The organism is Paenibacillus sp. FSL W8-0919 (genome assembly GCF_038003785.1).
Classification (GTDB): domain Bacteria; phylum Bacillota; class Bacilli; order Paenibacillales; family Paenibacillaceae; genus Paenibacillus_AQ; species Paenibacillus_AQ lactis.
This window is the reverse complement of record NZ_JBBOPV010000001.1, coordinates 3,695,835-3,717,340: the sequence shown is the minus strand read 5'-3', so window position 1 is coordinate 3,717,340 and position 21,506 is coordinate 3,695,835. Positions and strand designations below refer to the sequence as shown.

The 21,506-nt window shown below is 49.3% G+C and carries 24 protein-coding genes; 17 read left to right on the top strand and 7 right to left on the bottom strand.

Features of this window, described 5'->3' with window-relative positions; translation table 11 throughout:
• Positions 1-46: 46 nt before the first annotated feature.
• The gene (locus NST44_RS16985) at positions 47-358 is read right to left on the bottom strand and encodes a hypothetical protein (RefSeq protein WP_007128631.1); all 312 of its coding nucleotides are present in this window, start codon (positions 356-358) and stop codon (positions 47-49) included.
• A 366-nt stretch (positions 359-724) separates the two neighbouring features.
• Here NST44_RS16985 and NST44_RS16980 point away from each other — a divergent pair, with 366 nt between their 5' ends.
• Positions 725-964: a hypothetical protein gene (locus NST44_RS16980; protein WP_007128632.1), complete on the top strand. Its 240-nt coding sequence runs from the start codon at positions 725-727 to the stop codon at positions 962-964.
• Positions 965-990: 26 nt separating this feature from the next.
• On the opposite strand, the gene NST44_RS16975 is transcribed toward NST44_RS16980, so the two are convergent.
• The gene (locus tag NST44_RS16975; protein ID WP_007128633.1) at positions 991-1,125 is read right to left on the bottom strand and encodes a hypothetical protein; all 135 of its coding nucleotides are present in this window, start codon (positions 1,123-1,125) and stop codon (positions 991-993) included.
• Positions 1,126-1,410: 285 nt separating this feature from the next.
• Between NST44_RS16975 and NST44_RS16970 the strand changes: the two genes are divergently transcribed.
• The 4 genes from NST44_RS16970 to NST44_RS16955 all read left to right on the top strand — a co-directional run bounded on the left by NST44_RS16970 (position 1,411) and on the right by NST44_RS16955 (position 3,840).
• Positions 1,411-1,731, top strand: coding sequence for a PadR family transcriptional regulator (locus NST44_RS16970; RefSeq protein ID WP_007128634.1), 321 nt, complete (start codon positions 1,411-1,413; stop codon positions 1,729-1,731).
• Between the two features lies 1 nt (position 1,732).
• A complete protein-coding gene (locus NST44_RS16965; protein WP_210095107.1) occupies positions 1,733-2,293 on the top strand; it encodes an HAAS signaling domain-containing protein in 561 nt (186 codons plus the stop codon).
• Entirely contained in the window at positions 2,290-3,036 is a 747-nt protein-coding gene (locus NST44_RS16960) for a DUF4097 family beta strand repeat-containing protein (protein ID WP_245256053.1), read from the top strand. The genes NST44_RS16965 and NST44_RS16960 overlap by 4 nt, the downstream gene beginning before the upstream one ends.
• Positions 3,037-3,213: 177 nt before the next feature.
• Positions 3,214-3,840, top strand: coding sequence for an FMN-dependent NADH-azoreductase (locus NST44_RS16955; protein ID WP_210095108.1), 627 nt, complete (start codon positions 3,214-3,216; stop codon positions 3,838-3,840).
• A 175-nt stretch (positions 3,841-4,015) separates the two neighbouring features.
• On the opposite strand, the gene NST44_RS16950 is transcribed toward NST44_RS16955, so the two are convergent.
• Complete coding sequence (locus tag NST44_RS16950) at positions 4,016-4,321, bottom strand: DUF2087 domain-containing protein (RefSeq protein ID WP_007128638.1); 306 nt, start codon at positions 4,319-4,321, stop codon at positions 4,016-4,018.
• A gap of 261 nt (positions 4,322-4,582) precedes the next feature.
• Between NST44_RS16950 and NST44_RS16945 the strand changes: the two genes are divergently transcribed.
• The 7 genes from NST44_RS16945 to NST44_RS16915 all read left to right on the top strand — a co-directional run bounded on the left by NST44_RS16945 (position 4,583) and on the right by NST44_RS16915 (position 9,805).
• Positions 4,583-5,566: a YpdA family putative bacillithiol disulfide reductase gene (locus tag NST44_RS16945; protein WP_340900187.1), complete on the top strand. Its 984-nt coding sequence runs from the start codon at positions 4,583-4,585 to the stop codon at positions 5,564-5,566.
• A gap of 21 nt (positions 5,567-5,587) precedes the next feature.
• Complete coding sequence (locus NST44_RS16940) at positions 5,588-6,031, top strand: DUF441 domain-containing protein (protein WP_007128640.1); 444 nt, start codon at positions 5,588-5,590, stop codon at positions 6,029-6,031.
• A 212-nt stretch (positions 6,032-6,243) separates the two neighbouring features.
• Positions 6,244-7,149, top strand: coding sequence for a decaprenyl-phosphate phosphoribosyltransferase (locus NST44_RS16935; protein WP_007128641.1), 906 nt, complete (start codon positions 6,244-6,246; stop codon positions 7,147-7,149).
• A 33-nt stretch (positions 7,150-7,182) separates the two neighbouring features.
• Positions 7,183-7,815, top strand: coding sequence for an HAD family hydrolase (locus tag NST44_RS16930; RefSeq protein WP_007128642.1), 633 nt, complete (start codon positions 7,183-7,185; stop codon positions 7,813-7,815).
• The gene (locus NST44_RS16925) at positions 7,803-8,144 is read left to right on the top strand and encodes an EamA family transporter (protein WP_144866416.1); all 342 of its coding nucleotides are present in this window, start codon (positions 7,803-7,805) and stop codon (positions 8,142-8,144) included. Before NST44_RS16930 ends, NST44_RS16925 begins: the two co-directional genes overlap by 13 nt.
• Complete coding sequence (locus NST44_RS16920) at positions 8,134-8,454, top strand: EamA family transporter (RefSeq protein ID WP_007128644.1); 321 nt, start codon at positions 8,134-8,136, stop codon at positions 8,452-8,454. Before NST44_RS16925 ends, NST44_RS16920 begins: the two co-directional genes overlap by 11 nt.
• A 58-nt stretch (positions 8,455-8,512) precedes the next feature.
• Positions 8,513-9,805, top strand: a complete 1,293-nt coding sequence (locus tag NST44_RS16915; RefSeq protein ID WP_210095109.1) for a DUF6080 domain-containing protein — start codon at positions 8,513-8,515, stop codon at positions 9,803-9,805.
• A gap of 116 nt (positions 9,806-9,921) precedes the next feature.
• Here NST44_RS16915 and NST44_RS16910 read toward each other — a convergent pair whose 3' ends face one another.
• The gene (locus tag NST44_RS16910; RefSeq protein ID WP_007128646.1) at positions 9,922-11,667 is read right to left on the bottom strand and encodes an ABC transporter ATP-binding protein; all 1,746 of its coding nucleotides are present in this window, start codon (positions 11,665-11,667) and stop codon (positions 9,922-9,924) included.
• Positions 11,668-11,799: 132 nt separating this feature from the next.
• On the opposite strand from NST44_RS16910, the gene NST44_RS16905 reads away from it, so the two are divergent.
• Positions 11,800-12,303, top strand: coding sequence for a hypothetical protein (locus NST44_RS16905; protein ID WP_007128647.1), 504 nt, complete (start codon positions 11,800-11,802; stop codon positions 12,301-12,303).
• A 333-nt stretch (positions 12,304-12,636) separates the two neighbouring features.
• Here the strand turns inward: NST44_RS16905 and NST44_RS16900 are convergent, their stop codons facing one another.
• Entirely contained in the window at positions 12,637-13,536 is a 900-nt protein-coding gene (locus tag NST44_RS16900; RefSeq protein WP_210095110.1) for a LysR family transcriptional regulator, read from the bottom strand.
• 147 nt (positions 13,537-13,683) lie between these two features.
• Between NST44_RS16900 and NST44_RS16895 the strand changes: the two genes are divergently transcribed.
• On the top strand, positions 13,684-15,153 hold the full coding sequence (locus tag NST44_RS16895) for a UbiD family decarboxylase (protein WP_210095111.1): 1,470 nt from the start codon (positions 13,684-13,686) through the stop codon (positions 15,151-15,153).
• Positions 15,154-15,228: 75 nt separating this feature from the next.
• A complete protein-coding gene (locus NST44_RS16890) occupies positions 15,229-15,801 on the top strand; it encodes a UbiX family flavin prenyltransferase (RefSeq protein ID WP_007128650.1) in 573 nt (190 codons plus the stop codon).
• A gap of 241 nt (positions 15,802-16,042) precedes the next feature.
• On the opposite strand, the gene NST44_RS16885 is transcribed toward NST44_RS16890, so the two are convergent.
• Positions 16,043-16,501 (bottom strand): NUDIX domain-containing protein, encoded by a 459-nt coding sequence (locus NST44_RS16885; protein WP_210095112.1) that lies wholly within the window; start codon positions 16,499-16,501, stop codon positions 16,043-16,045.
• A 49-nt stretch (positions 16,502-16,550) separates the two neighbouring features.
• Positions 16,551-16,856: a HesB/YadR/YfhF family protein gene (locus NST44_RS16880; RefSeq protein WP_007128652.1), complete on the bottom strand. Its 306-nt coding sequence runs from the start codon at positions 16,854-16,856 to the stop codon at positions 16,551-16,553.
• A gap of 587 nt (positions 16,857-17,443) precedes the next feature.
• Here NST44_RS16880 and NST44_RS16875 point away from each other — a divergent pair.
• Positions 17,444-19,201, top strand: a complete 1,758-nt coding sequence (locus NST44_RS16875; protein WP_210095113.1) for an ABC transporter ATP-binding protein — start codon at positions 17,444-17,446, stop codon at positions 19,199-19,201.
• The gene (locus NST44_RS16870; RefSeq protein WP_210095114.1) at positions 19,202-21,307 is read left to right on the top strand and encodes an ABC transporter ATP-binding protein; all 2,106 of its coding nucleotides are present in this window, start codon (positions 19,202-19,204) and stop codon (positions 21,305-21,307) included. It abuts the gene before it with no gap.
• Positions 21,308-21,506 lie beyond the last annotated feature (199 nt).

Below are 21,506 nucleotides of genomic sequence, written 5' to 3'. Positions count from 1 at the left end.
TGATCTAGCATGTTTCAACCAAAACCAAGGGGTTATTTACCCAAATTCAGCCTTCTTGAAACAACGATCTTCTGCCATAGACGGGCGCCTCCTCCGTGGTGGTGGAATATGCCCGCTGCAGGCGGATGTAAGAACCTTCTCTCAATCCTGCCTCGACAAGGCTTGAACGGCCTTCAACCTTGAACCACAAGCCTTCAGGAAACTTCGCTTCCAATATATATTGAATTCCGTCCCCCGACGGTCCATGAAACAAACGCAAGCCCAGCAGCTCGACCAGCCGTTCGATGGAGCATTCGTCTGGAACATCGATATCAAACCATTCTTCTTCGTTACGCCCGCTGATTACGGTAAGAATCATCCGGTCAACCCTGCCTTTCAAATTCAACATCATTCCTTGAATATTCCATGCGTAAAGCCGAAACACCTATATCATAAGATATAAAAAATAGTTACATTATTGTAACTATATCATTCTGGGGTTCGCTCTGTCAATTTGTGACATAATCCCCATTTCCTATTTTTGGGTGGTTATGCATGCTCCCTATGAACTAATTGTGTATCAATTATAATGGATTTCCGCCTCCAATGGGGCCAGATCGGACTGTTCACAAAACTGTCAATCTCATAAAATTGATGCTGATTAATTCTATGAATTTAAGGTTATTTTAAGATTGGCAAATTATAATGCAAATATCATGAAATAAGTTTTCGTGAGGTGATTGATATGAGAACACTGATTATGTTCCAAAACAGACCGGTTCCCGTCTATTTTACGACAGATAGCAAGCAGCCGGTACAGAAGGTGCTTAAACTGCTGACTAGCGCCCTTGACAATAAAATCCGCAATGGAAAAAAAGCGCTGAAAAAATGCCTCAACTCCCTCATCAGCATTGAGATCGAAGGATCCGAGGCAATTCTTCACAGCAAAAGTGAAAACGACTCTCTTGCGCTATCCCTCTTTTAAGAGGGGTAGCCCCTTTTTTTCTTCTATTATAACCTCAAATGGCGCTCCTCCGCCATCTGTGCTCTCTGAATTCGAATTTGAAACAGTTTGACAAGGTTCATTCTCGTTGTCTTCTCTTTGCAGCTCGCCAGCTTCATGAGGATAAAACGATCGATTGACATACAACCCATCCCTCCATGATTGATTTGGAACAACGAACGTTTGCAATTATGCCCTGTTAACTTCTATTAACCCCCCATTTTCAAGCTCAAACGGCTTTTTCCGCTTAAAACAAAGCTTCCCAGGGTTCGACCGTTTTTGACTTTGATCATATTCAGCCTATTTTTTGATCAGTATCTTGCATTATTCAGTACCTAATGATATCTTATTGTTGTCAGCTACTGAACAATAATCACTACCGATGGGCATCACAGACATTCATTCAATAGAAAGGAGGCTCTATTCGCATGGATGTGAGCGTCCAATTCAAAAAAGGAGTTCTCGAGCTCTGCGTCCTTGTGCTCATCAACCGCAAGGATCAATACGGCTATGAGCTGGCGCAGGCCGTTTCGCGGCACATCGAGGTGGCCGAAGGCGCCCTCTACCCGCTGCTTCGCCGCCTTGTGAATGAAGGCTATTGCACGACCTATCTTCAGGAATCCAGCGAGGGGCCGCCCCGTAAATATTACAGGCTTACCGACAGCGGAGTGAATTATATGGAGGCTATGGTGAAGGAATGGAAGGCTTTTGTGAGTAATGTGACCAATCTGATCGAGGAAGGAAATTAGTATGACAAGACAACAGTTCATTTCGATTTTGGAATCTCGGCTAGCCGCACTCCCTCCCGATGAACGGCGGGAGCTGATTCAAGACGTGGAATCCCACTTTATATTCGGCTTGCAGAACGGCCGCACCGAAGAGGAGATTGCCCGCGAGCTTGGCGATCCGTTTGAAATTGCGCGGGATGCGCTTAGCGGCGGATATATTGAAGATATCGGGCTGCCTTCGGCAGCAAGGAAGAAACCAACGTCCATTGGAAAAATAGCCGCTTGCACCGGCCTCGTTTTCTGCGGCATGATTGCGTATCCGCTCATTGCCGCCCTGTGGTCTTTTGGGATAGCCGTTGCAACCTTGGTGCTTGCATGCTTGGTCAGCCCGGCGCTTGTGCTTGTGGAATATATCATCAACGGCAGCTTTTATCCGGCTAAATTGTTTCTGTCGGTATCCCTGGTCGGTGTCGGCATCCTGCTTGTGTATGGCGCTCGTTCAATCTTTCGGTGGCTCTCCTGTCTTACCCGGGGCTACTCTAGCTGGAATGTCCGGGTGATGAAAGGAAGTGACATGCGATGATCAAGAAATTACTATTTGCCTTCGCGGCGGTACTGATCCTCATTGGCATCGCCGGGATGGCCGTAAACAAATTCAAATTCGGCGAGGATCTGGTTGCCTACGAGAAACGATGGGAGCTTGAAGACACTGAAGCACTCAAGCAGTTCAGGCTTTCCAGCGGGTTCGCGACGGAGATCGCATTTGAAACAAGCAGCGATAATACCAGTTCCATTTCATTTGAAGGAACGATTAAGCAAGAGCATGCGGATATCCTTAATGCTTTCGATCCGGCAGGCTCCGAAATCGATCTCGATTTGACTACGCCGCAGGCCATCGAGTTTCTGGGCATCAACTTCCGGTTCCCTAAAGGGAAGCTGACGGTCTCTCTCCCCGCTGACAAGGAGCTTGAAGAACTGATGGTATCCTCATTATCGAACAACATCCGCTTGAATGGCGCCTCATCCAAGCGAATCGACATCTCACTGACTTCAGGCGATATCGTTCTGAATCAGGTGAACGCCGAGCAGCTTATGATCGAGAACATATCCGGAGACATCAAGGGCACTGGAATACAGGCAGAAACCTCCATCACGAATCGAACGGGCAACATCCGGTTGAAAGATCTGGAAGGTCCCGCCGACGTCAGCCTGACTTCAGGCGATATCCATTTGGGACTGATTGGAAGCTCTCCCGTCAGCATTATATGCAGATCAGGCGATGTAATCGTTCGGCCGGATGCATCATTCAGGGGCGTCTATGACTGACGACTCGCTCCGGGTCTGTGGATGCCCCGGATTCTCCAGGGGAAACGAACGATACGATTCATGTGGAAACTCATTCCGGAGACATTCGCATTCTCCAGTAGGCGTCATTGACAAACGATATAAAGGTAATATACTATACTTTATAAAGTCAAACTACAACAAGGAGAGTTTTCATACATGTCAAACGTACTATTCATCAAAGCCAACAACAGAGCTATCGATCAATCGGTAAGCGTGAAGATGTACCACGAGTTTTTGGACGCCTACAAGGCGAATCATCCGGAGGACCAAATTACGGAGCTTGACCTTTTCGCCGAGAATCTTCCATACTATGACAGCACCGCCATCAACGGGATGTTCAAGGCTTCCCGCGGAATCGAGGCAACGCCGGAAGAACAAGCTGCTGCTGCCAATGTTACGAAATATATCGATCAATTTCTCGCCGCTGACAAAATCGTGTTTGCCTTCCCGCTGTGGAATATGACCGTGCCTGCCGTGCTGCATACTTATATCGACTACTTGAACCAGGCTGGCAAAACATTTAAATATACGCCGGAAGGTGTCGTAGGACTTGTGACAGGCAAGAAAGTAGTCCTGCTTAACGCACGCGGCGGCAACTATTCCGAAGGGCCGATGGCCGCTGCCGAAATGGCTGTGAACTTCGTGATCCGCAACCTTCGCCAATGGGGCGTGCAGGATATCGAAACCCTCATCATCGAGGGCCATAACCAATTCCCTCAAGAAGCGGAAGCTATCGTGCAATCCGGCTTGGAGCTCGTGAAAAAAGCGGCTGCCGGCTTCTAAACGAACTTATACCCTTTATAACATTCCCTTACTATATAACGGAAACCACCTTCATTAGGCGCGTCTTGCCATGAAGGTGGTTTTTTTCGCAGCATCCCGCCATGCCCAGCCGCTTCACATGAACGGGAAATGCTGTGCATGACCCAGATGCTGTTTGTTATGCTGTTTGGCCACCCTACACCTCTTCCCACTTGGTCCAGCGCTCCCGAGGATTTCGCACATACATTTCCCTGTCCCTGCTCATGTACTCATGAATGATGAATTCGCGGCGGATCGTGGCAAAATCCTCATGATACGTTTGAATATAAGCATTGATTTCCTTCTCGGGATAGACTCTCCCTTCTTCCAGCTGCTCGACAAGATGCTCCAAAATAACCAGCTTCTTCTTGTATTGCGCCGGGATGTGCCGGAGCCTCCCTTCGCGGGTCATGAAGTTGTTGATGACGGAAGCCTTATATGCTTCGTTCGTTGATGATTTCATTTCCTTCCCCTCCTCATTCATTGAGAATGAATTTAACAAATACTAAATTTAATATTCATCTAATTTAATATTAATCTAATTTGTTTTGTTTTTCAACCCTCCATCCGCCCTCGCCACACCTTTCCAACGGGGGCTTGTCCATCCGTCTAAAGCCTTTCTGCCGGGTTCGTTCCCGGCGTCAAATCTGGATTTATCCCTGCATTTGCTGTAGGATTATAATGCTGATGAAAAGCGCAAGGTATATACATAAGGAGGATCACCATGCTAGATGTTCTTGTAATCGGTGCAGGTCCCTGCGGTCTGGCAGCAGCTATCGAATGCGGCCGCCAGGGACTGGACTGCGAAATTATTGATAAGCATAATGTCGTTCATTCCATCTATCTCTACCCGACGCATATGCAATTTTTCAGTACGGCTGAAATGCTCGAAATCGGAGATATTCCGTTTGCCATATCGAATGACAAACCATACCGGCACGAGGCGCTCGCCTATTACCGTCGCGTCGCCAAACATTTTGGTCTGAAAATATCTCCATACGAAGAGGCCCTTACAATTACGAAGCAGCAAGACGGCAGTTTCACTGTCCGCACCCGCCGGCGAAACGGCGAAGAGAACGTGCGGCTGGCCCGTCACGTCGTCATTGCAACCGGATATTTCGATCATCCGAATTATATTGGCATCCCCGGAGAAGACTTGGAGAAAGTCACCCATTATTTCCGCGAGGCCCATCCTTATGCCGGTATGAAGACCGTCATCATCGGCGGCAGCAACTCGGCCGTGGATGCGGCTATGGAGTTGATCCGCGTCGGTGCGGAGGTCACGATGGTTTACCGGGGCGATGCCGTATCCGAAAACATCAAGCCTTGGGTTCGTCCGCTGTTCGACAGCATGGTGCAGAAAGGGCATATCCAGCTCTATCTGCAGTCCCGTGTCGTTGAAATCACGGAGAATTCGGTCCGAATCGAATCCACCAAAGGCGAAGAGCTGCAGCTCGATAACGACTTTGTCCTCGCCTTGACGGGATTCCGACCGGACCGCAAGCTCCTCTCCTCCTCCGGCGTTCAACTGGACCAGGACATGGAGAAGCCGCAGTATAACCCGGAGACGATGGAAACGAACGTGCCCGGATTGTATGTCGCAGGGGTAATCGCTTCCGGACGCAACGCGAACGAGGTCTTTATCGAGACCGGCCGTTATCATGGGCGGTTAATCGCACAGCACTTGAATGCTACAGCACAAAGCTAAGCTAATAAGGAGTGATTCCGTATGGATGTAACCTCACTCATCCTGCTTGCCATGGCTGCGCTCGGGATTATCAGCAGCAACTCGGCCGTAACCATCGCGATGCTCGCCCTTTTGCTGATCCGGGTGACCGGCTTTCACCAAGCCTTCCCATGGCTTGAGAAATACGGCCTCACCATCGGGATCATCATATTGACCGTTGGCGTCATGTCCCCGCTGGCTAGCGGGAAGATGAGTCTTGCGTCGATCGGCCAATCGTTCCTGAACTGGAAGTCGCTTCTCGCCATCGCCGTAGGCATGCTTGTCGCTTACCTTGGGGGCAGGGGAGCTACCCTGATGGGGAGCAACCCGACCGTCGTCGCAGGTTTGCTGATCGGGACCGTGCTCGGTGTCGCGTTATTCCGCGGGGTCCCGGTCGGTCCGCTAATTGCAGCCGGACTATTGTCCCTGTTGATCGGCAAGTCCTGAATGGCATTACCGTTTGATTACAGATCCTTTCATGAAACAAGTTCTGCCTCCTGAACGTCTTACTATACGTAGGGAGGCTTTTTCGATTTTGTATTTATGCAAACCTATCATTTCCATTCAAAGTCAAATTTATGGTATGATAGCTATCGTATTTTATGAAGTCTCTTCTTCTTTGAGCTTATGTACAACGTTAGATCCAGGAGGTAATCCCATTGTCGTCAACTAATACGGAATCGTCCGCTGCTCCTATGAGAAGGCTTCCCCTGCTGCTCTTCAGGCAGCTCCGACCGAAGCAATGGACTAAGAATTTACTCATTTTTGCAGCTCCTTTATTCTCCTTTGAAACGGTACATGCCCGCACGCTGCTCGATACCGTGATCGGCTTTTTTCTGCTATCCTTTGTATCCGGCTGCGTTTATATTGTCAACGACTATGCGGACCGCGAGGCGGATCGGAACCACCCGGTCAAGAAATTCCGCCCTATGGCTTCCGGCGAACTTCCGCCAAATTTGGCGCTTGTTTTTGGCGCCCTGCTGCTCATCGCTTCCCTAGCGGTTTCTTACCTTTTGAACCCGTTGTTCACAGGTCTGCTGCTGCTCTATTTTGCGATGAATGTCGCCTACTCTTTCCGGCTGAAACACGTCGTTATCATTGATATTATGATCATTGCGGCCGGGTTCGTGCTTCGGGCGATTGCGGGCGGCCTTGTCATCCACGTGCCGTTTACGCCGTGGTTTCTCTTGTGCACGATGCTTCTCTCCCTGTTCCTTGCAATCGGGAAACGGCGCCACGAGCTTTATTTGCTGCAAAGCGACGTAGGCTCCCATCGTAAAGTGCTGGATCATTATTCGTTTGACCTGCTGGACCAGATGAGCAGTATCGTGACAACGGCGACGATCATCAGCTACTCGCTGTTCACCTTTACTTCGGGCCGAACCGTCCACCTCATGTGGACGATTCCGTTCGTCATATACGGCATGTTCCGTTATCTGTACCTGATCCACATCGAGAAGAAAGGCGGCGCCCCGGACAAGGTTCTCTTGGAGGATCGCCACATCTTGATCACCGTGATCTTATACGTGGTCAGCGTCGTCGTAATTTTAGTGAACTTTGAATAGCATCTAAACGTCTTATTATAGAAGGAATGAACTATGAAGCAAAAATTCGCGATTTTTGATGTTGATAAAACGGTGATCCGCACGGACTCCATGTTCCAGTTTCTAATCTACGGGTGGAAGAAGCGACCGTCCTCGGCTCCGCACCTATTTAAGGTTGCGCTGCATTCCGCCCTGTATAAAGCGGGGGTGATGCCGGCAGAGCAGGCCAAGAGCGCATATTTTCATGCCATTCGCCATATGGACGATTCGGACCTTGAGCATTTCTATCGGACTAAAATTTTGCCTGCTATGTATCCGGAAGCGGTCAACGTCATGAAGGACAAGAAAAATCAAGGCTTCCATGTCCTGCTCGTGACCGCATCGCCTGATGCTTATATGAGATTTTTTACCGAATTGCCGTATGTCGACCATGTGATCGCCACAAAGCTAACGTCCCGAAACGGACGCTTCACCTCGATGATTGAGGGGAAAAATTGCAAAGGGGAAGAGAAGGTCCTTCGAATCCGGCAATATTTAGAGGATACCGGCCTCGTCATTGATTACGAACAGTCCTGCGCGTATTCCGATTCGCTGTCCGATTTGCCCATGCTGGGCTTGGTCAAGCATAAATACTTGATCAATCACAATTCCGCCCATGGATGCGAGGGATTAATATGGAACAAATAAAAGCGAAGGGAGCGCCGCGTCATCTCGGCAAGGGGCTGATGATCCTGTCGGCCTTTCTGACAGCGACTGGTCAATTGTTCTGGAAGTGGGGGCATACGAATCTGTGGTACATGGCCATCGGATTTATTTGTTACGGGCTTGGCGCCTTGCTCATGATCAAGTCCTTTTCCTTGGAAAAGCTGTCGGTTGCCTACCCGCTGATGTCCATCAGCTACATCGTGGCGCTGTTTTACGGCGAGTTTTTCCTGGATGAGCCCTTAAGCATCAAAAAATTGGCAGCTGTTGCTTTGCTCGGAATCGGGGTGACCTTAACCTCCTATGAAAAATGAATGGATCCTGTATGCGCTGCTGCTTGTTATGACTCTCTTCGGCTCCTTGGGGAGCGTGCTGTTCAAAGCCTTCACGGCGAACAAGCAGCTCAAGCTGCTCCTGGCCGGGTTTATCAGCTATGGCTTGGGTGCGCTGCTTAACATCTATTTGCTTGGTCAGCTGCCTTACACGCTTGTCATGCCGGCCAACGCTCTGACCTTTCTGTGGGCGCTGATCTTTGCCAAGCTTGTGTTCAAAGAGACCGTCGGCATCGGAAAAATAGCGGGCGTAGCTTTTATCATCTCCGGATTATTGCTCCTCGTATGGTGACGGTGAGTACGCTTGTGAGAACAAATCTTAACTATTGATGGATTGGTGGAATGTGAACATGTCTTTTCTAAGCTATTTGTTTCGAAACAAACGCGACAATTACACGGCCATCGGACTGGCTGTCTGCCTTGCGGTGCTGTATTTCTATATGAACATCCCGTTTATTTCATACATAAGGGACAACGCGGCCTTGCTTGCCCCTCATAACCCTTTTTACGGAGCGCCGTTTCAGTTGAATTTGTTCAACTTTGACCCTTCCATGCAATACGGGCCCGAAAATGTCACGATTATTCACCCGCTTATCAATTTCTTAACCAGTACGCTGACCCTTCTGTTCGGCAAATCGAATTTGCCCTTTCTGATCATTCAATCGATCTTGAATGCTTGCAGTGCGGCGATTCTGTATTATCTCATCCGCCGGATCGGTGCCGGCTGGCTGCTAGCCTTCATTATGGCAATCTTCTTTGGCATCAGCTCGTATACGATTTTCACCGCACTGATTCCTGACTCCTATGCTTATGCACAGTTTGTCATCATCCTTTCAGCGGCTTATCTGCACTATTGCCGGGCCCAGGATCGCTTCAGCGTGCCGGCTAACGCTGCCTTTGGACTGCTTAATTTCGGAATTACCTCGACGAATGTGGCAACCTTCTTCGGCGCATTCTTCATCAGCTTGTTTGACCGGCGACGCCATTCGATTTGGGGCCGGCTCCTGTACACCCTGCTCGTATTTGCCGCGTTGGTCGCAGGTGCGACGCTGATTCAGTATTTCGTCTTCTCGGGAAAGACATGGATTGGAAATGTATTCTCGAGCATGCAAAGCGGCGCTTTCAGCTACGTGGCGCCCTTCTCGTTTTCGCACCATTCCCGTGTTTTTCATATGCTGCTGGTGAGCCCGATCCTTTCCCCTGAGATGGCCATGATCGATCCCGGCATCGCCGCTTTCGCGACGGATTTAACCAAGCCTTACCCGGTCTATATCAACATCATCGGATTCGGGCTGCTTGCGCTCGCCATCCTGGCTTTTGTAAGCGGCTTGAGAACGTGGAATGCCTGGGCCTTCATCGTGTACATTATGTTCGGGATTCTGCTGCATGTCGTTGTCGGCTTCGGGCTCGCAACCTACTCCTATGATTTGTATCTGTATGCAGGCCATTACCTGTTTGCTATATTCGTCCTGGCGGCCATGCTGATCTCGAAGCTGCACCAAGGCCTGGTCAAACAGCTGCTGACCGGTGTCATGATCGTATTTATGCTTGTCACCCTCGTCCATAACATCGTCTTGCATCATCAAACGCTGGACTACATCCAGACCACGTATGAGACGGTGCTCCAGACGCCTGAGCCCTGAGGAATTCAAACAGGCAAGCACACCGGCAATAAAGCCAATAGAGTCAACCATAAACATCAAAGACCCGCTTCCAGGCCGCGCAGGCCATGGAAACGGGTCTTATTCAAGTTCTGCTTCTAAGCTTCAAGATGCTGCACATTGTACAGCCGGGCATAGCTGCCGTCCAGGTTCATCAGCTCGGCATGCGTGCCCTGCTCGGTAATCCGGCCGTTCTCCAGCACGACGATCTGATCGGCGTGCGTAATCGTTGACAAACGGTGCGCGACAATGAGCGTGGTCCGATTATGGGTCAGCGATTGCAGCGCCTGCTGAATAAGATGCTCGGATTCCAGATCCAGCGCTGAGGTCGCCTCGTCGAGCACAAGAATGTCCGGATCCTTAAGAAAGACGCGGGCAATGGCAAGCCGCTGCTTCTGTCCGCCGGACAGCTTGACGCCCCTCTCGCCAACCTCCGTCTCATATCCCTGCGGCAGCTGGGTGATAAAATCATGGGCGTTGGCAGCCTTCGCCGCGGCGATGATCTCCTCTTCGCCTGCCTCCGGGTTGCCGAACAGGATATTCTCCCGGACCGTGCCGCTGAACAGGAAATTATCCTGAAGCACCATGCCGATCGATCCGCGCAGGCTGTCCAGCGTTAAGCTGCGAACATCATGTCCGTTGATTTTGACCGCGCCCTGCTGAACGTCGTAGAATCTTGGAATCAAACCGATTAGCGAGGATTTCCCCCCGCCGCTCATCCCGACGAAGGCGATCGTCTGCCCCTGCTTAATCGTCAAATTGATGTCTTTCAGCACCCAACCCGCATTGTCGTTATACTGAAACCACACCCGGTCGAATTCGATCTGCCCCGCCTGCTTCAGCTCCTTGGCATCCGGCCGGTCCACGATATCATAGGGCTCGTCCATTAATTCCTTTACGCGCTCCAGCGATGCAGAGGCTTGTGTCAACACCGTCGACGAGTTAATCAGACGCCGCAGCGGCGCATACAGCCTGTCCAGGTAACCAAAGAAGGCAACAAATGTCCCCAGCGTTAGATCCCCCTGGATAACCCGGTACCCCCCGTAGCCGATCACCAGGATCGGCGCGATGTCGGTCAGCGTGTTGATCACCGAGAAGGTAAGCGCGTTCCAGCGCGTCTGGGCCATCGCCTTTTTCAGGAAATTTCCGTTGATGCCTTCGAATTTCTTCTGATCGTAACGCTCCAGCGTAAAGCTCCGAATAACGGAGATCCCCTGAATGCGCTCATGCAGGTACGCTTGAATGCCGGCCAGCGCCTGGGACCGATCCTTCGTGAGCTTCTTCAGCCGCTTGTACAGCAGGTTGACCGCCAATCCGTACAGTGGAAGCACCGCAATGGATACCAGGGTCAGCACCGGATTCATGACAAACATGATGACCAGAACGAAGAGCAGTGTGAAAATGTCCAGCCAAATGTTCATCATGCCGACTTCCACCAGGTTCTTGGACTGCTCCACATCATTAATAAAGCGGGAGATTGCCTCCCCCACCTTCGTGTTCTGATAATAGCGCAGCGACAGGCGCTGAAGATGAGCGTACAGCCGGTTTCGCATATCGAAGAGAATCCGGCTTGTAATGAACTGCGCGAAATACTGCCGGAAATACTCGACCGGTCCCCGGATGATGACAAACACCACCAGAGTACCGCCGAGAATCCACATGAGCTGCTCGATCTTCTGTGCGACGGACAGCTGTTGGTTGATCAGAAGGTCATCCACGACATACTTCATGATCATCGGGAGCAGCAGCGGGATCCCGAATTTAATCATCCCGATCGCGAGGGTCAGAATGATCCACTTCATATAAGGCTTAACGAATGGATAGTAAATTTTCCATGATTTCAAGTGAGATAACAGCCCCTTTCCTATGCAATCCACCCGGTTGTTCTATAAAGAGCGGTTGACAATTAAACCCTTCAATGATTTATTAGTTCTAAACTCAATTATTGTATCATATCACGCAGGAGGATTTCTTTCATGACCAGGATTTTCGTGACGGAAGCGGTTATGCTGGCCATATATGGCCAATTGTTGGTACCGCCGACGCCCGTCGAATACATTGTTCCGTATACAACCATATTGGAATTGTACGAGCTCCATGCCAGCGAGGAGCAGCTCATGAACAATACCGCAGATGATCAGCACGTCAAGATGAAGATCCGTGAGCTCATCTCCTATTTCGAGGAGCCGCTCAATAAGAAGAAGATCGATCGCGCCCTTCAGGTCCCTTGGGCCAAGAGCCCGATGATTCCTGTGGGGGAATCCACAACCGTAACGGTGATGAATACCTTGGATACCGCAACCTACGGAGAGGCCTTCGATCCGATCGAAACCGAGCTTCTGCTCGCTTCCCAAAAGGCCGAAGCACCGATCCTGACCGACCAATACGAGCTGATTCAGCGTATCGTGGAAAGCGCTCTCCCCGTTCAAGTGTATGATATCGACGACTTCGATTTCGCCCTCGAAATACCGATGTCTTAAACGATCGCTGCGGACGGCGCTTCGCCAACAGATCGTATTCATGATATTCGAAGCGTTAAACGCGGTTTAATCCAATAAATACGCACAGGCAGCCGTTCACCAGCATGAAGCGCCGCCTTATTGGGAGACACGTATTTATAAAACAACCTGTTGGGCATAATTCCGGTAGTGGACCGGACTCATGCCCTTTTTATTTTTTATACGTTTATGAATATGTATATAATACTGCACTTCCATTGTTCGTTGGTTCTAACAATTGGGATGCACCTTCAAACCCGGCTGCTTATTTATGCTATCGGCAGGTTCATAAGAAGGACATTAGGACAAAGCATATTATTTTAAATGATGGATTAGAATGTCTTTAAAATTTTGTGCAGCTTTTGACAAATATCCATGCTCTATCCATATGAGGGCAGTTTCAGAGTTTATGCTTGGTATGATCTCGGCATAAGACAAGGTGTTGCACATTTTTATCTGTAAAGCGATTTTAGGAACAATTGCAATTCCTAGTCCTGAATCGGCTAAAGTCATTAATGTTGTCACATCAGGACTTTCGCATGTAATGTTTGGATTAAATCCAAAACTGTTACATGTTTCAATAAACTTGTGAAAAACATTGTAATCGCCCTGGCCATGTAATACTAAAAGCGGCTGATCCTTCAATTCTTGTATCGGAATCGTTGTTCCCTTAAAAAGAGTGCCATTAGAAGGTTGTAGAGCTACGAGTGGTTCAGATTGTATATGGTGGATTGAAAGATTTCTCATTTCGGTCATTTCTTTAGATTGGAATGGTAACCTTACAATGCCTAATTCAATGTCTTTATTTAGAAGAAGCTCTTCAATTCTTTGTGAATCTTCCTCCCAAAGTTGAAACGAAATAAGTGGATATTTCTCTTTAAATAATTTTAAAAGTGGAGGAAGGTAGGGTACGCATGACATTACTGTCCCTAATGAAAGTTTCCCTCTTATTCCTTCCTGCTGTTCCTTAACTTCTGCAATCATCCCATCAATTGAATTTATAACTTCCTTCGCTCTTTTATAAAAAGTCTCTCCGGCAGGAGTTAATTCAAATATCTTATTATTACGTTTAATAAGCATTACTCCCAGTTCATCTTCTAATGCCTTTAGTTGCATACTTAACGGGGGCTGGCCAATATGTAACCGGTTAGCTGCACGTGTTATCTGCCCTTCTTCTGCAATCGTTATAAAGTAAACCAGTTTCTTTAAATCCATGATCTCCAAAGCGCCCTTTCCATCATATATTTTATATATACTTACTTACTATTATATATATTTTACATATGTATTTACTACATCCTAAAATAAAACAGTAGCCGAAAGACAGCAAGGAATAGTTTATTTGAGGAGAGGACCATAGATATGAAACCACTAAAAAGCTTCCGTGAATATGTGGAAATCCTAAAAGAATATAACGAAATCGTTCCGATCCATCAGGAGATCGATTGGAACTTAGAGATGAGTGCCATCATTCGTCGTGCTTATGAACTGCCGTCACCGGCACCACTTTTTAAAAATATTAAAGACAGTAGACCAGGATTTGAGGTATTAGGTGCACCTGTAGGTATTAGCCCCAATAAGGAGCATCCATTTATTCGAGTAGCGCTTTCCCTTGGGCTTCCGATTAACACGCCTGCCCCTGAGCTGGTTAAAGAGTGGTCTAAACTTCCCGACGTTCACCCCATTCCCCCTCGCTTGGTTACGAATGGTGAATGTAAAGAAAACAAATTATTTAATGACGACATTGATCTGACAAAACTTCCTGTACCGTATATTCATGTTGGTGATGGAGGACGTTACATTAATACTTACGGAATTTTGATTGTCCGCACACCTGATGGATCTTGGGTTAACTGGTCCATATCACGTGTAATGCTGGAGGGTCCCCGTTCAATGGCCGGTGTTGTTATAGCCTCTCAGCACCTCGGAAAAATATATGGAGAATGGAAAAAGGAAGGGAAAGAAATGCCGTTTGCCTTATGCTTGGGTGTCGATCCCGGTATCTCCATGATTGCAGGGTATCCTCTTCCCGACCATGTTAACGAAGGAGAGATGATTGGAGGGTGGTATGGTGAGGCCATTGATGTTGTTAAATGCGAGACCAACGATTTGGAAGTCCCGGCTACAAGTGAAATTGTGATCGAAGGTACCGCATCCTTTGAAGAGATGATTCCAGAAGGCCCAATGGGTGAATATGCCGGTTATACATGGGTCGGGCATGAAAAACAAGCTCCACGCTTTCATGTGACCGCTATGACTTATAGAAATCATCCAATAATGCCGGTAACTGCAGCAGGTATCCCACCTGAAGAAAATCACACCAACTGGGGCATCGCTATTGCTGCAAGCATTCAACATGCGCTGAGAAAACAAGGACTGCCTGTAAAGGAATGCTTTATTCCATTAGAGTCTGCGGTGCATTGGCTTGTTGTCACCGTAGATCGCAGCCGTCAAAGAGAAGATCATGAAGGGCTGGCTTATAGAATCGGCGAAGCCGTTTTTGCAACCAGAGCCGGTTCTTATGTGCCAAAAGTTATTGTCACAGATGACGATATCGATCCAAGTGATATCAAACAAGTGGTGTGGGCTTTGGCAACTCGACATCGTCCAGATCAAAGAATAACCATGACCGACCAAAACGTACTTCCCCTTGTTGCTTACCTGGATGAAAAAGAAAAAAGCACAGGAGTTACTACAAAGGTCATTTACAATTGCTTGATGCCATGGAATGACACCTCGGCAGATAAGCAACCCATCGAAGCATCGTTTAGAAGTTATCCTGAGAAATTACGAAATCATATCGTTAAGAATTGGGAAAACTACGGATTTTAAATGATTTTCATCGAAATTATGAATGACTTCACAGTAATTACAGCAAGCAATTTAATACAAAGGAAGTTACACAAGATGAAGTTAATTGTAGCAATAACGGGAGCAACAGGAGCCATGTTTGGTGTCCGCCTTCTGCAATTTCTTAAATCTACTGACGTTGAAACACATTTGGTATTATCCTCATGGGCGGCTGCAACCATACAAAGTGAAACGCCGTTTACAGCGAAGGAAGTTTCAAAGATGGCAGACTATTCGTATTCCAACAAAGATCTGGGATCCAGGATTTCAAGCGGCTCCTTTCAGGTCGACGGGATGATCGTTATTCCCTGTACAATGAAAACACTGGCTTCCATTCGAATAGGCTTAGGGGATAATCTGATTGCGCGAGCAGCAGATGTCATATTAAAAGAACGTAAAAAGTTGGTATTGGTCACACGTGAAACCCCACTCAATGATATTCATCTTGAAAATATGCTGTTTTTATCTCGTATGGGAACGGTTATTCTCCCTCCAATGCCGGCGTTCTATAACCATCCACAATCATTGGATGATGTAGTGAATCACATTGTATTTCGAACGTTGGATCAATTCGGGATTCATATGCCAGAAGCAGAAGAAAAACGCTGGGGAGGGATGTTGCCTAATTAACATTTGACCTGAATTTATAAGAGCAGCTCTAATTTTACTAAAAGAGGATGTAGCAGTTTATCCTGACTGAAAAAAATTCCCCGTAAGGGGAATTTTTGAATTCGAGCTATCCAAATGTTCGCCTGGTCAATTGCCGCTGACACAGCGGCAATCTTCATATAAACAGACAAGAGGCACGGTCCCCTGCGGGGCCGTCCCCTCTTGCTTTTGCAGAACAACCCGCTTTTTCTTGCTGCAGCCGCTATGGAGCTTCCTTCGCCTTTTGGGCTTTCTCAAGTAAATGGACGGTGATCTTATCCATCTTGGGCAAATCCTCAGGGTTAAAAAACTTCAACGAGATTTCCGCATCCATCGACAGTTGAATCGCGCTGCGCAGACCCGTTGCCTCATAAAGGCCGATGACATAGTATTCCTCGTCTCCGCCAAGATGCTTCTTCATGTACTCCGGACCGGATACCAGCTCCAGCAGCCGCATCTCATCCGCGGTAAGCCCGGTTTCTTCCCACAGCTCTCTGGAAGCGGTATCTTCAAGGGCTTCGCCAGGCTTCAGGTTCCCCATTGGAAGTCCCCATACGTTCCTGTTCTGCCGCTTCAGAAGCAGGAGCTCTCCATGCTCGTTCAGTACGAGCACAGCCGCCTTTACGCGGACCACCGAACGCTTGCCGATATATTGGCGAATATCGCGGTGATATACGTTCATCCCGGGAACCTCCTTTCCCTAGACAGCGCTGCAGTATATTCCTATGCGATCAATTCACTGCGCCCTCTTCTTCATAAATATACGAAATGTCATCCAGTGATTCCTCATAAGTGACGTGCAGTGTATAGCCCTTCAAATACCAGAGGTCCTGCTCCTCCATATAGAACGTGACTTCTTCCGACCGCTCGGTCAGTCCCGGGGATCTTGGCTCCTCGACGGAAATGCCAAGCGAAAATCCGGGATGCAGCCCGCCGCCTGAGCTATACCGTGGGAAGAAGCGCACATACGTGCCTGGTTGAAGGTCCAGTTCCTTTCTGTACCAACGCGCCGCCTCATCGCTGACTTGAATCTGCATTTGTTGTGCCCCCTTCTCAAGAAGTCAATTTCCGACAGCCTCCGGCTAAAGCATCTCTCAATAGAAAGGCCGAAGTTTCTGGTCTTTTGATGTAAATTCCATGTACGTATTAACATAATAACGCAAACATACATTAGGTTACAAATCCATTTTGATAACATATTCATGACGGATTGAGCTTGATCCCTTGTGCGGATTCCTCAAAATTTAGGTTTGACACACTTCAGAATCTGGTGTTACAATTCACTCCATACGAGATCGATTTGAATTTATTGTAAAATTACGAAGAAAGGGTGAGCCTCATGTTGAATCCAATTGGCATGGATGTCTTGTTTGATCTGAAGATCCTACAATTGAATATGATTCGGCTCCCCGTTCGTGCTGCATCGTCATCATGAAGCCATGTTCATACGGATTCCAAGTCCGCTGGGTGAACTGGCATAACCGCGCGCGAAAGGCCTCGATCACCGTGCGTATGATAGGTTAAAGATTGAATAAGCATATCGTCCGTCGCCGGATGATGTGCTTTTTTTGGTTTTCAGAGATGATCGGCTGCAGAAAACCTGCATACGAAAGGAAGGGATACCATGTTTGCCGTACTTCGAAATTTAGGATGGTTTTTCAAGCGAGAACGGAAACGATACTTAATCGGATTATTTTTCCTCATTTTTTGCGGGCTCATCGAGCTCCTGCCGCCGCTGCTGCTCGGAGACGCGATTGACGATATCGTCAGCAGCTCCATTACCTGGGCCTCCCTGGCCAGATATATCCTGATGATTCTCGGGATCGTTGCAATCGTTTACGGCGCGACCTACATATGGATGCACCGCCTGTTCGGAGGCGCAAATCTCGTGGAGCGCCTGCTTCGGACCCGCTATATGAATCACTTGCTGCGAATGCTGCCGCCGTTCTTCGAACGGAACCGGACCGGGGACTTGATGGCCAAGGCAACGAACGATCTGCGATCCGTTGCGGCCACGGCCGGATTCGGCATGCTCGTCATGACCGACTCCACGATCTATTTGATCGTTGTTCTGTTTGCAATGGGCTTTATCGTCAGCTGGAAGCTGACGCTCGCGGCGATTCTCCCGCTTCCCATCATCGCCATCGGCATGGTGATCTATGGAAGAGCGATCCATAAGCGCTATACGCTAGCGCAGGACGCATTCGGAGATATGAACGACCAGGTGCTGGAATCCGTTGCCGGCGTGCGGGTCGTCCGGGCTTATGTACAGGAACGTGCCGACCAGAAGCGGTTTCAGGATATCACGGACGATGTCTACCGCAAAAACCTGGCCGTAGCCAAAGTCGACGCTCTATTCGAGCCGACGATTAATTTTTCCATTGGGCTGAGCTATGTGATCAGCTTGGCCTACGGCGTATATCTGGTCTTTCATAACCAAATCACCCTTGGGGATCTCGTATCGTTCAATATGTACCTGGGGATGATGATTTGGCCGATGTTCGCGATCGGCGAGCTGATCAATATCATGCAGCGGGGCAATGCGTCCTTGGACCGTGTCAATGATACACTCCATACGCCGCCGGACGTCGCAGACCCGGAACAGCCCGTCGACCTGGATCAACCGGATTCGATCCATTTTCGGGACGTCACGTTCCGCTATCCGACCTCATCCGTCGATAATCTGAAAAATGTCAGCTTTACGCTGCAAAAAGGCCAGACGCTCGGCGTTGTCGGACGAACGGGAAGCGGTAAATCCACGCTGCTGAAGCAGCTTCTGCATGAATATCCGACCGGAACCGGAGATATTCTGATCGGAGGCGTTCCGATCGAGAGGCTGGCTGCCGACAAACTGCACAGCTGGATCGGGTATGTTCCCCAAGAGCAAATTCTGTTCTCCAAAACCGTGAGGCAGAACATCCAATTCGGCAAAAAGGACGCCAGTGACGAGCTCATTATGGAAGCGATCACCACTGCTGCATTCGATAAGGACTTGGTCACGCTGTCCGATGGACTTGACACGCTCGTCGGCGAGAAGGGCGTTGCCCTATCCGGCGGCCAGAAACAGCGCGTCTCCCTTGCCCGTGCCTTTATCGGCGACCCTGAAATTCTGATTCTGGATGACTCCCTCTCGGCAGTCGATGCCAGAACCGAGGCGAGAATTATCGAGAATATCCGAAGCAAGCGGGCGGGCAAAACAACACTGATCTCGACCCATCGCTTGTCGGCGGTACAGCACGCGGATTTCATCGTTGTGCTTGAGGACGGCCGGATCATCGAGCAGGGGACCCATGACGAATTGCTGGCGCTTGGCGGTTGGTACCGCGAGCAATATGAACGCCAGCAGGTCGAAAACAATCTGACCTCCGAGGAGGTGTCGTAATTGACTCCAAATGAAACAACGATATCCAATGATTCCGGAATCGCCAAGAGGCTGTTCCGATATGCATTAACGGCCAAAGGCACCTTCATTGCGGCGCTGCTCCTGCTTGCGCTCGGGGTGGCTGCCGAGCTCGCCGGCCCGTTCATCGCCAAAACGATGATTGACGACCATATCCTTGCCATTGAGAAGCCGTATTATGAGAGCAAGGAAGCGGATGGCGCCGCACAATATAAAGGGACCTATTACAAGCGTGAGGACCGATTTGCCTCGGGGGAAGCACGCGGACAGGAGGTGCGGATCCTCCAGGTTGGACGCAGCTTCTATTTTATCCATGAACCGGTGACGCGGGTTGACGGTACGCGCTCTTATGAGAACGGAATGCTGACGATCACCGCTGGGCAGGAGCAGCTCCGGTATCCGGCAGTCCCCTTGTCCACAAGTGAATTATTCGAGTTTTACAAGCCGGAGCTCCCCAGCATCTACAAGCTGGTCGGCCTGTTCCTGATCTGCTTGCTGGTGTCCATGGTTACGGTGTTCGGCAGAACCTACTGGCTGCAATCGGCAGCCAACCGGGTCATCCAGAAGCTGAGAACCGATGTGTACGCGCACATTCAGCGGCTGCCGGTGCACTTCTTCGATAATCTTCCGGCGGGCAAGGTCGTATCCCGGGTTACCAACGATACCGAGGCGGTCAAAGACCTGTTCGTAGCCGTGTTATCCAACTTTAGCTCTGGCGCAGTCTACATTACCGGGATCTATGTCGCCTTGTTCCTTCTGGATGTTCGTCTCGGATTAATCAGCCTGTTTGTTATTCCGATGCTGATCGTATGGACGATTCTATACCGCAAATTCGCGACGAAATACAATACGGTCATCCGGTCACGTCTCAGTGAAATTAACGCCATTATCAACGAATCCATTCAGGGTATGGCCATTATTCGCGTATTCCGCCGCCAGAAAGCGACCCAGGAGGAATTTGAAGCACTGAACGCCGATTACATGGCGCATCAGAACAAGATGCTGAATCTAAACTCCTTCACCACGCATAACCTTGTTAACGTACTGCGTAACGTAAGCTTCGTTGTCGTGCTGTGGTACTTCGGCTCTGCTTCGCTGAATGGGGCCGGCATCGTATCGATCGGGGTTCTCTACGCCTTCGTTGACCTGCTCGGCCGGATGTTCCAGCCGATTACCGGCATGGTGAATCAGCTGGCAGCGCTGGATACCTCCATCGTATCCGCGAAGCGCGTGTTCGAGCTGATGGACGAAACCGGCGAGAACGTAACGGACGGCTCAATGCCTCGATATTTGGGGAATGTGGAATTTAAGGACGTTTCCTTTGCGTACAAGAAGGACTGGGTGCTCAAAAATATATCCTTCGAAGCTAAGCAGGGCCAGACGGTAGCCCTTGTCGGCCACACCGGCTCAGGCAAAAGCTCCATCATCAACCTGTTGTTCCGCTTCTACGATCCGCAGCAAGGCACCATTACGATCGACGGGAAGCCGGTGACCGATATTCCGAAGCAGTGGCTGCGGAAGCATATGGGCATCGTGCTTCAGGATCCGTATTTATTCACCGGAACGATTGCCTCGAACGTAAGCCTTGGCGATCCCGAAATTACGCGGGAGCAGGTCGAGCAGGCGCTTCGTGATGTTGGCGCAGATCGGCTGCTGGCCCATCTCCCTCAAGGATTCGATGAGCCCGTGATCGAGAAAGGCAGCACGCTCTCCGCGGGTCAGCGTCAATTGATCTCGTTCGCGCGCGCACTCGCATTCAATCCGGCTATCCTCATTCTCGATGAGGCTACAGCCAACATCGATACGGAGACCGAAGCGCTGATCCAGGATGCGCTTGAGGTTCTGAAGCGTGGCCGCACGACCTTCATCATCGCGCACCGGCTGTCGACCATTCGCAGCGCAGACCAGATTCTTGTTCTGCACCGGGGCGAAATCGTTGAGCGAGGCTCGCATGATGAATTGATGGCCCTTGAAGGAAGGTACTATAAGATGTATCAGCTGCAGCAAGGAGGCAATTCCGGCCAAACCGAGCATAAAGAGCCGGTAGGAGCTCAGCTAGCTGCCAAACCTGCAGGTAGTCATCTATAAATTATAGGGCCAAAAACTGTGTCCCTGGACCCTAGCGGCAGTGGCGGCGCTTAACGCATTATCCCATTTGCCGCCCGGGTACATCCATTGATTAAAGACAACCATGCAAGAAGGCTGCCCTTTCGCGTATTCAAACGCGTGAGGCAGCCTTCTTGTTTATGCTTGTTTGTACAGCCGAATATGCCGGCCCAGCTGAAGC